Origin of the sequence: Bacteroides sp. AF25-38AC, assembly GCF_003602995.1 — a bacterium.
Classification (GTDB): Bacteria; Bacteroidota; Bacteroidia; order Bacteroidales; family Bacteroidaceae; genus Bacteroides; species Bacteroides uniformis.
In genome coordinates, this window is the sequence record NZ_QTMD01000031.1 from 19,175 (window position 1) to 33,961 (window position 14,787).

At 47.8% G+C, this 14,787-nt stretch carries 13 protein-coding genes and 1 tRNA gene; 9 read left to right on the forward strand and 5 right to left on the reverse strand.

The genetic code is table 11. The annotated features are described in order from the left end of the window. Nucleotide 1 precedes the first annotated feature (1 nt). Entirely contained in the window at nucleotides 2–1,855 is a 1,854-nt protein-coding gene (locus DWY55_RS17570) for a DUF349 domain-containing protein (RefSeq protein ID WP_044468379.1), read from the forward strand. An 84-nt stretch (nucleotides 1,856–1,939) separates the two neighbouring features. Here DWY55_RS17570 and DWY55_RS17575 read toward each other — a convergent pair whose 3' ends face one another. Further along, nucleotides 1,940–3,118: a phosphoribosylaminoimidazolecarboxamide formyltransferase gene (locus tag DWY55_RS17575; RefSeq protein ID WP_005824030.1), complete on the reverse strand. Its 1,179-nt coding sequence runs from the start codon at nucleotides 3,116–3,118 to the stop codon at nucleotides 1,940–1,942. A 182-nt stretch (nucleotides 3,119–3,300) separates the two neighbouring features. Beyond that, nucleotides 3,301–3,371, reverse strand: a tRNA-Gln gene (locus DWY55_RS17580). Between the two features lie 217 nt (nucleotides 3,372–3,588). On the opposite strand from DWY55_RS17580, the gene rsfS reads away from it, so the two are divergent. From rsfS to DWY55_RS17595, 3 genes are read left to right on the forward strand one after another with little or no spacing between them, the layout of a single operon-like run. Beyond that, complete coding sequence (rsfS, locus tag DWY55_RS17585) at nucleotides 3,589–3,948, forward strand: ribosome silencing factor (RefSeq protein ID WP_005824036.1); 360 nt, start codon at nucleotides 3,589–3,591, stop codon at nucleotides 3,946–3,948. A 9-nt stretch (nucleotides 3,949–3,957) separates the two neighbouring features. Beyond that, nucleotides 3,958–5,973, forward strand: a complete 2,016-nt coding sequence (gene ftsH / locus DWY55_RS17590; protein WP_016274133.1) for an ATP-dependent zinc metalloprotease FtsH — start codon at nucleotides 3,958–3,960, stop codon at nucleotides 5,971–5,973. Then, complete coding sequence (locus tag DWY55_RS17595; RefSeq protein WP_087333343.1) at nucleotides 5,963–6,805, forward strand: phosphatidate cytidylyltransferase; 843 nt, start codon at nucleotides 5,963–5,965, stop codon at nucleotides 6,803–6,805. The genes ftsH and DWY55_RS17595 overlap by 11 nt, the downstream gene beginning before the upstream one ends. A gap of 117 nt (nucleotides 6,806–6,922) precedes the next feature. Here the strand turns inward: DWY55_RS17595 and DWY55_RS17600 are convergent, their stop codons facing one another. The 3 genes from DWY55_RS17600 to surE all read right to left on the reverse strand — a co-directional run bounded on the left by DWY55_RS17600 (nucleotide 6,923) and on the right by surE (nucleotide 9,705). Then, on the reverse strand, nucleotides 6,923–7,672 hold the full coding sequence (locus DWY55_RS17600; protein ID WP_165859522.1) for a NigD-like protein: 750 nt from the start codon (nucleotides 7,670–7,672) through the stop codon (nucleotides 6,923–6,925). Nucleotides 7,673–7,770: 98 nt separating this feature from the next. Beyond that, complete coding sequence (gene lpxB, locus DWY55_RS17605; protein WP_005824044.1) at nucleotides 7,771–8,916, reverse strand: lipid-A-disaccharide synthase; 1,146 nt, start codon at nucleotides 8,914–8,916, stop codon at nucleotides 7,771–7,773. Between the two features lie 24 nt (nucleotides 8,917–8,940). Next, entirely contained in the window at nucleotides 8,941–9,705 is a 765-nt protein-coding gene (gene surE, locus DWY55_RS17610; RefSeq protein WP_005824046.1) for a 5'/3'-nucleotidase SurE, read from the reverse strand. A 157-nt stretch (nucleotides 9,706–9,862) separates the two neighbouring features. Here surE and DWY55_RS17615 point away from each other — a divergent pair, with 157 nt between their 5' ends. From DWY55_RS17615 to DWY55_RS17635, 5 genes are all read left to right on the forward strand, one after another. Beyond that, on the forward strand, nucleotides 9,863–11,299 hold the full coding sequence (locus DWY55_RS17615; RefSeq protein ID WP_120178211.1) for a DUF1080 domain-containing protein: 1,437 nt from the start codon (nucleotides 9,863–9,865) through the stop codon (nucleotides 11,297–11,299). 45 nt (nucleotides 11,300–11,344) lie between these two features. Then, on the forward strand, nucleotides 11,345–11,818 hold the full coding sequence (locus tag DWY55_RS17620) for a DUF456 domain-containing protein (RefSeq protein ID WP_005824051.1): 474 nt from the start codon (nucleotides 11,345–11,347) through the stop codon (nucleotides 11,816–11,818). Between the two features lie 421 nt (nucleotides 11,819–12,239). Continuing rightward, nucleotides 12,240–13,010 carry a ParA family protein gene (locus tag DWY55_RS17625; RefSeq protein WP_008665665.1) on the forward strand — a complete coding sequence of 257 codons (771 nt, stop codon included), beginning with the start codon at nucleotides 12,240–12,242 and terminating at the stop codon, nucleotides 13,008–13,010. 107 nt (nucleotides 13,011–13,117) lie between these two features. Further along, complete coding sequence (locus tag DWY55_RS17630; protein WP_005824054.1) at nucleotides 13,118–14,002, forward strand: ParB/RepB/Spo0J family partition protein; 885 nt, start codon at nucleotides 13,118–13,120, stop codon at nucleotides 14,000–14,002. Continuing rightward, nucleotides 14,003–14,782, forward strand: coding sequence for a DUF5683 domain-containing protein (locus DWY55_RS17635; RefSeq protein WP_005824056.1), 780 nt, complete (start codon nucleotides 14,003–14,005; stop codon nucleotides 14,780–14,782). Nucleotides 14,783–14,787 lie beyond the last annotated feature (5 nt).

Here is a 14,787-nt window from a genome sequence, read left to right on the forward strand (position 1 = left end):
AATGACGGACACTCATGACACTAATCTCCCCGAAAAGCCGGTGGAATTAGAAGAAGAAAAGAAGGCAGCAGAGGTTTCTGAACCGGCAACAACAGAAACTCCCGCTGAAGAAATCGTTTCGGAAAAGCCGGTAGAGCCAGTTCAGAAGCTCACGAAAGAGGAAATACTTGCCAAACTCAAAGAGGTGGTTGCAGACGTGGAGAACGTGGCAAAACCTGAAATAGACGGTTTGAAGCAATCTTTCTACAAGCTGCACAATGCTGAGCAGGATGCGGCCAGAAAACTGTTCATTGAAAACGGAGGCGCCGCGGAGAACTTTGTTCCACAAACAGACTGTGTGGAGGAAGAGTTCAAGAATATCATGTCCGTCATCAAAGAAAAAAGAAGTGCACTCACAGCCGAACTGGAGAAGCAAAAGGAAATGAACCTGCAGGTAAAGCTTTCCATCATCGAAGAGCTGAAGGAGCTGGTTGAATCTCCAGATGACGCCAACAAGAGCTATACGGAGTTCAAGAAACTACAGCAGCAATGGAACGAAGTTAAACTCGTTCCGCAAGCTAAGGTCAACGAGCTTTGGAAAAACTACCAATTGTATGTTGAGAAATTCTATGACCTTCTGAAACTGAACAATGAATTCCGCGAATACGATTTCAAGAAGAATTTGGAAATCAAGACACATCTCTGTGAAGCTGCCGAAAAGCTGGCGGATGAAGCGGATGTAGTTTCAGCTTTCCATCAGTTACAGAAGCTACATCAGGAATTCCGTGATACGGGACCGGTAGCCAAGGAACTACGCGACGAAATCTGGGCACGTTTCAAAGCTGCCTCTACAACCGTAAACCGACGTCACCAGCAACATTTCGAAGCATTGAAGGAAGTGGAACAACACAATCTTGACCAAAAGACTGTAATTTGCGAAATCATAGAAGCCATTGACTACAAAGAACTGACAAACTTTGCTTCTTGGGAGAGCAAGACGCAAGAAGTCATCGCACTTCAAAACAAATGGAAAACCATCGGTTTCGCTCCGCAAAAAATGAACGTGAAGATTTTCGAACGTTTCCGCAAAGCGTGCGACGAGTTCTTCCGTAAAAAGGGAGAGTTCTTCAAGAGCCTGAAGGAAGGTATGAACGAAAACTTGGAAAAGAAGCGCGCCTTGTGCGAAAAAGCAGAAGCTCTGAAGGACAGTACCGACTGGAAAGCAACCGCCGATGAACTGACCAAACTTCAGAAAGAATGGAAAACCATTGGTCCGGTAGCAAAGAAATATTCGGATGCCGTATGGAAACGTTTCATCTCCGCTTGTGACTACTTCTTCGAACAAAAGAACAAAGCCACTTCTTCACAGCGCAGCGTAGAGCAGGAAAATCTGGAAAAGAAAAAAGCCATCATCGAAAAACTGAATGCTATCGATGACCAAATGGATACGGAGGAAGCTACCCAACTGGTACGCGACCTCATGAAAGAATGGAACGGCATAGGACATGTACCTTTCAAAGAGAAAGACCGAATCTATAAGCAATACCACAGCCAGGTAGACAAATTGTTTGAACACTTCAACATCAGCGTCTCCAACAAGAAGCTAAGCAACTTCAAGTCGACTATCAGCTCCATTCAGGAAGGTAGTCCACAAGCCCTTTACCGGGAACGTGAGAAGCTGGTACGTGCCTTCGACAATATGAAGAACGAGCTCCAGACATATGAAAACAATCTCGGCTTCCTGACCACTTCTTCCAAGAAGGGAAATAGTCTGCTGACAGAAATCAACCGCAAGGTGGAAAAGCTGAAAGCAGACATCGAGCTTGTGAAAGAAAAGATAAAAGTGGTGGACGAGAACATCAAAAACCAAGGATAACGTAACAAGATAAGACTTAATAAAAAAGGAACCCGCCCCTACAGCTATGCAGCCGTGGGGGCGGGCCTACTTTTATACCCCTTATCAATGATGGAACAGACGGATACCCGTGAACGACATGGCAATGCCATATTTATCGCAAGTTTCAATCACATGGTCATCGCGTACAGAACCACCCGCTTGGGCAATGTAATCTACTCCACTCTTATGGGCACGCTCAATATTGTCTCCAAAAGGGAAGAATGCATCCGAACCCAAAGAAACACCTTTCAATGTATCCAACCAAGCCCGTTTTTCTTCACGGGTCAGCACTTCAGGTTTCTCCGTAAAGAACTGCTGCCAAACACCGTTAGCCAGCACATCGTCATGGTCTTCACTGATATAGACATCAATCGTATTATCACGGTCGGCACGGCGGATTTTCTCTACCCATGGCAAATTCAACACCTTCGGATGCTGGCGTAAATACCAAATGTCGGCCTTGTTGCCCGCCAAGCGAGTACAGTGGATACGGCTCTGCTGGCCGGCACCAATACCGATAGCCTGACCGTCCTTCACATAGCATACAGAATTCGACTGCGTATATTTCAAAGTGATAAGGGCTATCATCAAATCACGTTTCGCTGCTTCCGGGAAATTCTTATTCCGAGTAGGAATATTCGCAAAGAGTTCATCTCCATTCAGCTTTATCTCATTACGTCCCTGCTCAAACGTGATACCAAAGACATCCTTATGTTCAATCGGGGCAGGCTTATAGCCGGGACTTATCTGAATCACATTGTAAGTTCCTTTACGCTTTTCCCTCAAGATAGCCAGTGCTTCGTCCGTATACCCCGGAGCAATAACGCCATCCGAGACCTCGCGGTTAATAAAACGTGCAGTAGCCTCGTCGCACACATCACTCAAAGCGATAAAGTCACCATAGGAAGACATACGGTCGGCACCGCGGGCACGCACATATGCGCAAGCAAGCGGAGAGAGCGGAAGATTATCCACAAAATAAATCTTCTTCATTGTCTCGTTGAGTTCCAAGCCGATGGCGGCACCCGCCGGACTGACGTGTTTGAATGAAGTTGCAGCAGGCATACCGGTCGCCTCTTTCAGTTCCTTTACCAACTGCCATCCATTCAAGGCATCCATAAAATTAATATACCCCGGACGTCCATTCAAAACCTCAATAGGTAACTCCCCCTCCTGCATGAAAATGCGAGCCGGCTTCTGGTTAGGGTTACAGCCGTACTTCAGTGCTAATTCTTTTGCCATAAAATTCTGCTTTAATGTTGAAATGCTACAAATTTACAGAATATTTCCGGCTTACAGAAGCCTTGTCACTGAATTTGCCACCGAATGCCTACACTGAAATTTTCGTACATGGTCGAAAAGCAACAAAAAACCACTAAAACTTGCGATTTTAGTGGTTTTTTGACTTAAATAAGGTAAGTTCGTTGGGCTACCTGGATTCGAACCAGGAATGACAGGACCAGAATCTGTAGTGTTACCATTACACCATAGCCCAATTGTTATTATTTCCGTTTTGCGGTTGCAAAGATACAAAGATTTCTATAAATCAAAACAAAAACGAGTATTTTTTTCGCAAAAAACTGATAAGATACCGTAATCCAAAGGATTATATAACTAAAAAAAATCAAAAATTGAAAGAGTTTTCCTCTTTTGCGTGTTTGATATGAGAAATCAACGTATATTTGTCAACTGTTTTAATATAATAATGTATAATGAACGAAACGAAGAAACTGATTCAACAGATAACAGAAGGTATTCAAGATAAAAAAGGAAAAAAAATCGTCATCGCAGATCTGACAAAAATCGACGATACAATATGCAATTATTTCGTCATCTGCCAAGGAAACTCTCCCAGCCAAGTGACAGCCATTGTAGAATCCATCAGGGACTTCACACGCAAGGGTGCCGATACCAAGCCCTTTGCCGTAGACGGGCTGCGCAATGCCGAATGGGTAGCTATGGACTACTCGGACATATTGGTGCATGTCTTCCTGCCTGAAACAAGGGAATTCTACAATCTGGAGCACCTATGGGCAGACGCCAAATTAACTCAAATTCCTGACCTCGATTAATCAAAACGTATGGACAATAATACCAACAAGAAACCCAATAAAGTGAATATGCCCAAGTTCAACCTGAACTGGCTGTATATGATTATAGCGATGATGTTGCTGGGGTTGTACCTGACCAATGAAAGTGGTACGGCAACTAAAAACATCTCTTATGATGAATTCCAGCAATATGTACGAGACGGTTATATAAGCAAAGTCATCGGCTACGACGACAATTCCGTCGAAGCATACGTCAAACCCCAGCACGTAGGAAACGTATTTCGTCAGGACTCCAGCCGCGTAGGCAAGAATCCGCTTATTACGACCGAGGCCCCCTCACGCGAGAGCCTAGGTAATTTCCTGCAAAAGGAAAGAGACGACGCCCACTTTGACGGCTCCATTAACTACGAAAAAAAGCGGAACTACTTCGGTGCCATTTTGTGGCAGATTCTCCCCTTTGCATTCCTTATCGGTTTCTGGATTTTCATGTCCCGCCGCATGAGCGGTGGTGGAGGCATGGGCGGAGGTGGAGGCATCTTCAGCGTAGGAAAGTCCAAGGCCCAATTGTTTGAAAAAGGTTCCCCCATCAAGATTACATTCAAGGATGTGGCAGGACTTGCTGAAGCCAAGCAAGAGGTAGAAGAAATTGTCGAGTTCTTGAAAGAGCCCCAGAAATATACCGATTTGGGAGGTAAGATACCCAAGGGCGCCTTGCTGGTAGGCCCTCCGGGAACCGGAAAGACCCTGCTTGCAAAGGCCGTGGCCGGAGAAGCCAACGTACCTTTCTTCTCTTTGGCAGGTTCCGACTTTGTGGAAATGTTTGTCGGCGTGGGAGCTTCCCGTGTCCGCGATTTGTTCCGCCAAGCAAAGGAAAAAGCACCTTGTATCGTGTTCATCGACGAGATTGACGCTGTAGGGCGTGCCCGTGCCAAAGCAGCCGCTATGGGTGGCAACGACGAGCGCGAGAACACATTGAACCAGTTACTGACCGAGATGGACGGTTTCGGCTCCAACAGTGGTGTTATCATCTTAGCCGCCACCAACCGTGTGGACGTTTTGGATAAGGCATTGCTGCGCGCCGGACGTTTTGACCGCCAGATACATGTAGACCTACCCGACCTTAATGAGCGTAAGGAAGTATTCGGTGTACACCTGCGCCCCATCAAGATAGACAATAGTGTGGATGTAGACCTTCTGGCACGCCAGACTCCCGGATTCTCGGGGGCAGACATTGCCAATGTATGTAACGAAGCAGCTTTGATAGCTGCCCGCCACGGCAAAAAGTTTGTCGGAAAGCAAGACTTTCTGGACGCCGTAGACCGTATTGTGGGTGGGTTGGAAAAGAAAACCAAAATCACTACCGAGGCCGAACGCCGTTCCATTGCCATACACGAAGCCGGCCATGCCAGTATCTCCTGGTTACTGGAATACGCCAATCCGCTGATTAAAGTAACCATTGTACCCCGTGGACGCGCTTTGGGCGCGGCTTGGTATCTGCCGGAAGAACGGCAAATCACCACTAAGGAACAGATGCTCGATGAGATGTGTGCCACCTTGGGAGGACGTGCCGCCGAAGACCTATTCTTAGGTAGAATATCCACCGGAGCCATGAATGACTTGGAACGCGTGACAAAGCAGGCGTACGGTATGATTGCCTATCTGGGTATGAGCGAAAAACTACCCAACCTCTGCTATTATAATAATGAGGAATATTCCTTCAACCGCCCGTATAGCGAAAAGACTGCGGAACTGATTGACGAAGAAGTGAAGCAGATGGTCAACGAACAGTACGAACGTGCCAAGAAAATATTGTCCGAAAACCAAGAAGGGCACAACCGGCTGGCACAACTGCTGATTGACAAAGAAGTAATCTTTGCCGAAGACGTTGAACACATCTTTGGGAAACGTCCATGGGCTTCCCGCTCGGAGGAAATCAGTGCAAACAAGACTGCTGCCGAGCTGAAAAAAGCGGAGCAAGAAGAAGAGCAAAAAGCCATAGAAGCAGAAAAGGAAGTCAAGGAAGAAGAAGAAAAGCATGAAAAATAACTTTATCCAACGTGCCGTTACCGGCGTGTTATTCGTCATAGTATTGGTGGGCTGTATTATTTACAGCCCCCTTTCGTTCGGTATACTGTTCACCATTATCAGCGCACTGAGCGTACATGAGTTTGCCCAATTAGTCAGCAAAAGCGGCGAAGTAAGCATTAACAAGACCATCACTGCATTGGGGGGAGCCTACCTTTTCCTTGCATTGATGAGTTTCTGTACCCAGCAGTCTGTAGGAGCACGAGTATTCCTTCCTTATTTGGGACTATTGCTCTACATGATGATTACGGAACTTTACCTCAAGAAAAAGAATCCGACGGGTAACTGGGCCTACTCCATGCTAAGCCAATTGTACGTGGCACTCCCCTTTGCCCTGCTGAACGTACTTGCTTTTCAGAATTCCCCGGAAACGAGCAGTGTGACCTACAACCCTATTCTACCGCTTTCCATTTTCGTATTTATCTGGTTGAGCGATACAGGTGCCTATTGCGTAGGTTCGCTGATAGGCAAACACCGTCTGTTCGAACGTATCTCACCTAAAAAATCCTGGGAGGGCAGCATCGGCGGCGGAATATTCTCCATCGCTTCCTCTCTTGGCTTTGCACATTTCTTTCCTTTTATGCCAGGATGGCAATGGGTAGGTCTGGCAATCGTTGTCGTCATTTTCGGCACTTGGGGCGATCTGACCGAATCACTCATGAAACGCCAATTGGGCATCAAGGATTCCGGTAACATTCTGCCGGGGCATGGAGGGATGCTCGACCGTTTCGACAGTGCCCTGATGGCAATTCCTGCAGCAGTTGTTTATCTATATGCCTTGACGATGTTCTAACGACGGCTCACATGACCAAACTTACATAAAACAGATATAAAAAGAGCACCCGGGCAAGATGAATGACATCAAAATCACGGGTGCTCTTTCTAACTATATACTCTCGCAAACTCTTTCTTACTTCAACTGCATATTGGACAAATCCACATTAGTAGTCAGCTTTTCATTACTCCCCGCAGTTTTCAAATCAAAGGTTACTTCCACCTCTCCATTCTCTTCTGAATTGAGTTTCAACTTGATGCCTTTGGTTTCAGAGGGGATGTCCAGACTGTTCAAGTTATAGGAGACAGCACCAGGACTACGACGTCCCGTCAGGTCATCATAGTCGTTATAGCGGAGTTCCAAATGGACGTATCCATCTTCGCCATACAAAGTATCATCTTCTTGCGGACGCACCAGGCTGATACGGTGTTTATTATCAGTCGAAGATGGCAGGTTCTGCATGAAAAAAATGTTCATATAGCCACCACTGATGGTAATATCACCTTTATATATACGCACGGGGTCATTACCGAATTCCTCTTCGGTTTCGGGAGTCAGCGTCTCCACCTCTTTCGTCAAAACGTTCTGCAGACGCAGCAGCTTCACAGCATGATCATATCCTGCATAGTCGTCCCACAAAGGATTGAACACGGTAATCACACGCTGCCCATCCACGGCATCATACCACCCTATGTCCGTATTCACCGGCCAGAGCGTCCCCCAAACATCGCAGTTTAAATAAAAGGCATTTCCCGTAACACGCACAGTGGCCCACAAAGGCGGGGTAAAATCACCCAAAGAATATCCGTCGTTATCATCACATGATTGCAAAGCGGGCATCACTGCCAAACATATTGCCATAAATAACCAATATAGCTTTTTCATAATCAAAGTCCTTTTCATTTGTTTCTGTATAGAAAATACAAAAGCCGGGCATTTACTGCACCGGCTTTTCCCATTTTAACAAATTCTTAATTTTTCGATTATTCTTCCCTCCTCCTCAGTAATGCCACCATCTCGCGGGCAGCATGTTTGGGTGCCCCTGCCTCTCCCAGACAGGATGCCATATACTCATATCCCTCGAGCATCTGACGGCGGTATTCCTTATCGTACAAAATGCGGTTCAGCTCCGAGCGTACCTGCTCTACCGTCATGGTATCCGCAACCAGCTCTTTCACCACCTCCCGGTTGGCTATGAGATTGACCAGGGAAATGTACTTCACTTTCAGTATATGCCGTTTCAGGAAAGCGATAACCTTCCCTATCGGAGTATGGTAACATACCGCTTGCGGCACACGAAACAGAGCTGTTTCCAGCGTTGCCGTCCCCGAAGTGACCAGTGCAGCCTCTGCCTGCCTCAACAAAGGGAATGTCTTGTTGAAGATAATCTTCACATCCACCCCACCCACATAACGTTTGTAATACTCGGGGGAAATACCCGGAGCACCGGCCAGCACCAGTTGATAATCGGGAAAAGAAGCTGCCGCACGAAGCATGTCGGGCAGATTGTCCTTGATTTCCTGCTTGCGGCTACCAGCCAGCAGAGCAATAACGGGTTTGGCCGAAAGTCCGTTTGCCCGGACAAAGTCGTCGAATGTCTCTGAGCTGGAAGCAAGAAAAGCCGTCACTTCATCCACTGTCGGATTGCCGACATAATGTATCGGATACCCGTGCTTCCCTTCAAAAAACTCCACCTCGAACGGTAGGATGGAGAACAGCTCATCCACATCCCGTTTAATATTCTTGATGCGGTATTCCTTCCATGCCCAAATCTTGGGAGAAATATAATAAAAGACAGGAATCCTTGTGTTGGCATGGACAAACTTGGCTATATCCAGATTAAAGCCCGGATAGTCCACCAAAATCAGCACATCCGGCTGCCACGCAACAATATCCTCCTTGCAGCGCTTCATATTGGCAAAGATGGTGCGCAGATGCAGCAATACGGGAATGAACCCCATATACGCCAACTCTTTGTAATGCTTCACCATCACACCGCCCACTGCAGCCATGAGGTCGCCTCCGAAGAAACGGAACTCCGCTTGCGAGTCCTCCTCCTTCAATGCAGCCATCAGATGGGAGGCATGCAGGTCGCCGGAAGCTTCACCGACAATCAAGTAATACTTCATATCAATTGATAATTGTCAATTAATTCAGAACCATGCTTTCAGTTCATCAATCAAGCCGTATGCCGTTGCATCCACCGTGGTCGGGGTGATTGCCACATAACCGTTATCAAGCGCCCAATGGTCATTCTTCTCATTTTCGGCATCGTTGTTCTCAAACTCGCCGGTCAGCCAGTAGTAATGGGCATCTCCTCTATGGGCAAAGTTTTCCCATTCATTGGTCCATTGCCCCTTGGTTTGTTCGCAAATCTTCACACCCTTCAATTCTTTGGTATCGGGGAAGTTGACATTGAGGCATGTCAACGGAGGGAGTCCTTTCTCCAATACCAGCCGGGCTATCTCGCGGATGTAAGGACCTGCAGGTTCAAAATCAGCGTTCGGCTCATGGTTGCAAAGGGAGAATCCGATGGAAGGCACTCCTTTCAGGCATCCCTCTATCACAACGCCCATCGTACCGGAATAATGCAGGTTTACAGAAGAATTGTCGCCGTGGTTGATGCCGCCTACCACCAAGTCGGGCTTGCGGTCGAGCACCGTATGAAAAGCCAGCTTCACACAATCGGTCGGCGTACCGGAACACTTGTATACCGTCAGCCCAACATCCTTACGGACCAACTGGTAGTGGATAGGTTCCGTTACAGTCAGCGCACACGCACTTCCAGAGCGGGGTGCATCCGGCGCCATTACCACAATCTCGCCCAGCGGACGGAGGAATTTGATTAACTCGCTAATACCTTTCGCAATGATGCCGTCATCATTGGAAATCAATATCAAAGGTCTCTGATTTTCCATAACTTTCTTTTTTATTATCGTGCAAAAGTAGCTAAAAAGGCTTTAAACAGAATGCTACAAAGATAATAATTCTTTTGTATTCAAAGATATTTTCAGAAAAGGCTAACTTTGTACCGACAATAATTGGAATATAATCATTCATAAAATCCATGCTATAATGAACACTTTTTGCCATTCTACCATTGCTGCACGCATCGAGACGGCAGCTGCCGCAATTATTCTGTTTCTAACAACCCTGACAAGCTGTGGCAGGAGCAGTTCTCCCGAGCCACTTGACCAATGGAATGACGGGACATCTACGCTTCACACGGCAGACCCGGTCATTGCAGAAGGCCGGAAGCTCTTCAACGACAAAGAATACCAAAATTTCCGACTCACCGGAGAAGCCCTCACACAACCCGGCTCCGAAGCAGGCCTCCTCTTTCATACGGACGGCGAGTCCGGTTATGAAGTGATATTCCGTAACGGAGACATCGACGGCACACGCAAGAGCGGCTCACTCGCCTCGGTGCGCAACCTCTATCGCTCACTCGCAAAAGATGGAGAATGGTTTGACTTCGAGATAACCGTACGCGGACAAAACATCATTGTCTGCATTAACGGAACCGAAGTTGTTTGTTATACCGAACCCGGACACCCATATCGCACAGAGGAGCACGCCCGGCAACTGCTGAGTCAAGGTTCCATTGCCCTGCAAGGCATACACGGCGAAGTGTCATTCCGGAATCTCGCCATCGAACGGCTTGCCAAGGAGGCACGCAACGAAGCCGACACGCTTGCTCCGGTAGACGAGCGCACGGATGAGATAATCAGGCTACAGCAGCACGATTTCCCAGTTATAGACTATCACGTTCACTTGAAAGGAGGGCTGACGAAGGAAATGGCACACGCCATGTCCATGAATTACGGTATCAACTATGGTGTCGCCCCCAATGCCGGAGAAGGAGGCGTAGGACGTATGCTGGCCGATGACAAAGAAGTGTACGACTATTTTAATGAAGTAAAAGGGATGCCATTCCTGTGCGGTGTACAAGGTGAGGGACGCAAATGGACGGCAACTTTCTCGCAGGAAGCTTTGGGGATTTTCGATTACCTGTTTACCGACGCCATGACCATCATAGACCACAAGGGACGTAATTCGCGCATCTACCGGGCCGAAGAAGCACTCTTTGATGACATTACGCTTGAACAGTATATGGACCACCTTGTCGACCAAACAGTCCTGATTCTGACCAACGAGCCAGCCGACATTTATGCCAACCCTACCTTCTTGCCCGATACTATGGCGCATGATTACGACAAGTACTGGACGGACGGACGCATTGAACGCGTATTGAATGTATTGCAACAACATGGAATCGCTCTGGAAATCAATGCACGCTACCGGATTCCCAGTTTCGAGATTATCCGTCGCGCCAAAGCACGTGGAATCAAACTCACATTCGGTACAAACAATGTCGATGCCGACTTCGGACGACTGGAATACTGCGCCGAAGCCATCAAGCAATGCGGCCTCACAGCCGACGATATATGGTTCCCGTCGATGAGCACACGCCGCTCCCGCCCCATTGTCATATACAACCGATTCGAGTAGCAGGGAACAACCGCTGTCATCTTCACCAACAGAAACGATACACCTATGGACATTCTTCTCATCATCTTGGGCATCCTCTGCCTGATTGTCGGATTGGCAGGCTGCATCCTGCCTATGATTCCGGGACCGCCCGTAGCCTATGCAGGCTTGTTGCTTCTACATTTCACGGACAAGGCGCAGTTTTCCACCACGCAGTTACTTTTATGGCTGGCAGCAGTCGTCCTTGTACAGATACTGGATTATTTCGTCCCGATGCTGGGCAGCAAATACAGCGGAGGCAGTCGGTGGGGAACGCGCGGCTGCCTCATAGGCACCATCGTAGGGTTGTTCTTCATGCCTTGGGGCATCATCCTCGGCCCCTTTCTCGGAGCCTTTGCCGGCGAACTGATGGGAGGCAGCAAGACAGACCAGGCCTTGAAATCGGGGCTGGGCTCGCTGCTTGGATTCTTGCTGGGCACAGTAGTGAAATGTGTGATGTGTGCGTACTTCTGCTGGGAGTTCGTCAAAGCCTTGGTCTGACACCAGCTCCTCTCCTTCTGCCCGGGAACAACTTATCCCCCGACCATCTTCCACACGGTAGTCCATCTGCATGAGATGTACATCTCGAGCAACATGAGATGCACGTTTCAAACAACACGAGATGTACATCTCATGCAAGTAGAGAGAATAGTCCAAGCCAATGTCTTCCATTGGTTTACAAATCTTAATCTTCTGCAAGCGAGACAAAAAATCAGCTTCATTTCAAGATAAATACGTATATTTGCCCACTAAACAGAGAAAGAACGCTTTACGCGCAATTTACAAGAAGAAAAACAGCGGTAAACGTCTGTGAGTTATTAACAAAACAGCCGACTTATCAACCGTTTTTGCAATCTTTCTCCAAATTTGTAGGCGCTATCCGGAATTATCACTTATTTCGCTGCCAATAAATATTGAGATTATGGGAAAAATAATTGCTATGGCTAACCAAAAGGGTGGTGTAGGCAAGACTACGACGACAATCAACCTCGCAGCCTCACTCGCCACGCTTGAAAAGAAAGTGCTCGTTGTAGATGCCGACCCGCAGGCCAATGCCTCCTCAGGATTGGGTGTGGACATCAAGCAGTCGGAATGTACTATCTACGAGTGCATTATTGACCGTGCAGACGTACGCGAGGCCCTTCATGACACGGAGATAGACACACTGAAGGTAATCTCCTCCCACATCAATCTGGTAGGTGCCGAAATAGAGATGCTCAATCTGAAAAACCGCGAAAAGATACTGAAAGAAGTACTCGCTCCGCTGAAGAATGAGTTTGATTATATCTTGATAGACTGTTCCCCGTCTTTGGGTCTGATTACGGTCAACGCACTGACTGCCGCCGATTCGGTAATCATCCCCGTACAAGCGGAATATTTTGCACTGGAAGGCATCAGCAAATTGCTGAATACCATTAAAATCATCAAGTCCAAGCTGAACCCTGCCCTCGAAATCGAAGGCTTCCTGCTGACGATGTACGACTCGCGCCTGCGCCAGGCCAACCAGATTTACGATGAAGTGAAACGCCACTTCCAGGAATTGGTATTCAACACCGTCATCCAGCGCAATGTGAAACTGAGCGAAGCTCCCAGCTACGGCCTGCCCACCATTCTCTATGACGCAGACTCAACCGGAGCCAAAAACCACATGGCACTTGCCAAGGAATTGATAAGCAGAAACGAAAAGAAGTGATTATAGTGGTTAGTGATTAATGATTAGTGATAAATACCATATTTACAATGCACAAACAAATCATCCCGTATGGTTAAATTGTAAATCGTCAAATAGTAAATAAACAGATGGCACAAAGAAATGCATTAGGACGCGGGCTAGACGCCCTCTTCTCCATGGATGAAGTAAAGACCGAAGGCTCCTCCTCTATCAATGAGATAGAGCTGTCGAAGATTACGGTCAATCCCAACCAGCCCCGTCATGAATTCGACCCGGTTGCGTTGCAGGAGTTAGCCGATTCCATCTCCGAAATCGGCATCATACAGCCCATCACCCTGCGCAAGCTTAGCGACGACGAATACCAGATTATCGCCGGCGAGCGTCGTTTCCGTGCTTCGCAGCTTGCCGGACTGACAAGCATCCCTGCCTATATCCGCACTGCAGATGACGAGAACGTCATGGAAATGGCGCTCATCGAAAACATACAGCGCGAAGACTTGAACTCCGTAGAAATAGCCCTCGCTTACCAGCATCTGTTGGAACAATACGGACTGACGCAGGAACGCCTCAGCGAACGCGTTGGTAAGAAGCGTACCACCATTGCCAACTACCTGCGCCTGCTCAAACTGCCCGCCCCCGTCCAGATGGGACTGCAGAACAAGCAGATAGACATGGGACATGCCCGCGCTTTGGTAACGCTTGGCGATCCCAAACTGCAAGTGAAGATTTTCGAAGAAATCCTGGAGCACGGGTATTCCGTACGCAAAGTGGAAGAAATCGTAAAGTCACTGAGTGAAGGCGAAAGCGTGAAGAGCGGTGGTCGTAAGATTGCCCCCAAGCGCGCCAAACTGCCCGAAGAATTCAATATGCTGAAACAACAGCTCTCGGGCTTTTTCAGTACCAAGGTGCAGCTAACCTGCTCGGAGAAAGGAAAAGGTAAAATCAGTATCCCGTTCAATAACGAAGAAGAATTGGAACGTATCATCGGCATTCTTGATACGCTGAAGAAATAAATGAGGAAAAAAGGAAGAATATATCAGTTAGCCATTGCCCTGCTGCTCTGTTTTTTACAGATGGCAGGGATTGCTATGTATGGTCAGGACCGTCCACGTGCCGCTTCCAAGCGTGCGCAGCGGCATCAGACCGATACACTCAACACCGTGGTGAACCGGGACAGCCTCACTGTTGCCGACAGTCTTGCAGCCGAAAACAAGCGGAAGATGCTGGAAATGACTGCCAGCCCCGACCTGAAGGAACAGCCCGTGCCTACAGACAGTCTGCAAAAGGCCATCGACCCCAAAAGGTGGGTACCTAATCCCACAAAAGCCACCTGGCTTGCCCTCGTCATTCCCGGCGGTGGACAAATTTACAACCGCAAGTATTGGAAACTGCCCATCTTCTATGGAGGATTTGCCGGTTGTGCCTATGCCCTTACGTGGAACAGCAAGATGTATAAGGACTATTCGGCCGCCTACAAGGATGCCGTAAATGGTAATTTCAACTCCAGTACCATTACCGACCTGCTGCCTCCCAACTATAACTATACCGAAAGCCAGCTGACGGAGACACTACGGAAGCGTAAGGATACCTTCCGACGATACCGCGACTTGAGCATCTTCGCCTTTATCGGTGTATACCTGCTGTCTGTTGTCGACGCATACGTAGACGCAGAGCTGTCCAACTTTGACATCACCCCCGACCTCAGCATGAAAGTGGAACCTGCCATAATCAACAGCCAGATGACTGGTTCCTCTAATAAGAACGTCGGCGTGCAATGCAGTTTCCGATTCTAAAAACG

Excerpts from the sequence above, each read along its gene's own strand:
- DWY55_RS17570 (WP_044468379.1), top strand. The coding sequence starts at position 2 with ATGACGGACACTCATGACACTAATCTCCCCGAAAAGCCGGTGGAATTA.
- DWY55_RS17575 (WP_005824030.1), bottom strand. The coding sequence starts at position 3,118 with ATGGCAAAAGAATTAGCACTGAAGTACGGCTGTAACCCTAACCAGAAG.
- rsfS (WP_005824036.1), top strand. The coding sequence starts at position 3,589 with ATGAACGAAACGAAGAAACTGATTCAACAGATAACAGAAGGTATTCAA.
- ftsH (WP_016274133.1), top strand. The coding sequence starts at position 3,958 with ATGGACAATAATACCAACAAGAAACCCAATAAAGTGAATATGCCCAAG.
- DWY55_RS17595 (WP_087333343.1), top strand. The coding sequence starts at position 5,963 with ATGAAAAATAACTTTATCCAACGTGCCGTTACCGGCGTGTTATTCGTC.
- DWY55_RS17600 (WP_165859522.1), bottom strand. The coding sequence starts at position 7,672 with ATGAAAAAGCTATATTGGTTATTTATGGCAATATGTTTGGCAGTGATG.
- lpxB (WP_005824044.1), bottom strand. The coding sequence starts at position 8,916 with ATGAAGTATTACTTGATTGTCGGTGAAGCTTCCGGCGACCTGCATGCC.
- surE (WP_005824046.1), bottom strand. The coding sequence starts at position 9,705 with ATGGAAAATCAGAGACCTTTGATATTGATTTCCAATGATGACGGCATC.
- DWY55_RS17615 (WP_120178211.1), top strand. The coding sequence starts at position 9,863 with ATGAACACTTTTTGCCATTCTACCATTGCTGCACGCATCGAGACGGCA.
- DWY55_RS17620 (WP_005824051.1), top strand. The coding sequence starts at position 11,345 with ATGGACATTCTTCTCATCATCTTGGGCATCCTCTGCCTGATTGTCGGA.
- DWY55_RS17625 (WP_008665665.1), top strand. The coding sequence starts at position 12,240 with ATGGGAAAAATAATTGCTATGGCTAACCAAAAGGGTGGTGTAGGCAAG.
- DWY55_RS17630 (WP_005824054.1), top strand. The coding sequence starts at position 13,118 with ATGGCACAAAGAAATGCATTAGGACGCGGGCTAGACGCCCTCTTCTCC.
- DWY55_RS17635 (WP_005824056.1), top strand. The coding sequence starts at position 14,003 with ATGAGGAAAAAAGGAAGAATATATCAGTTAGCCATTGCCCTGCTGCTC.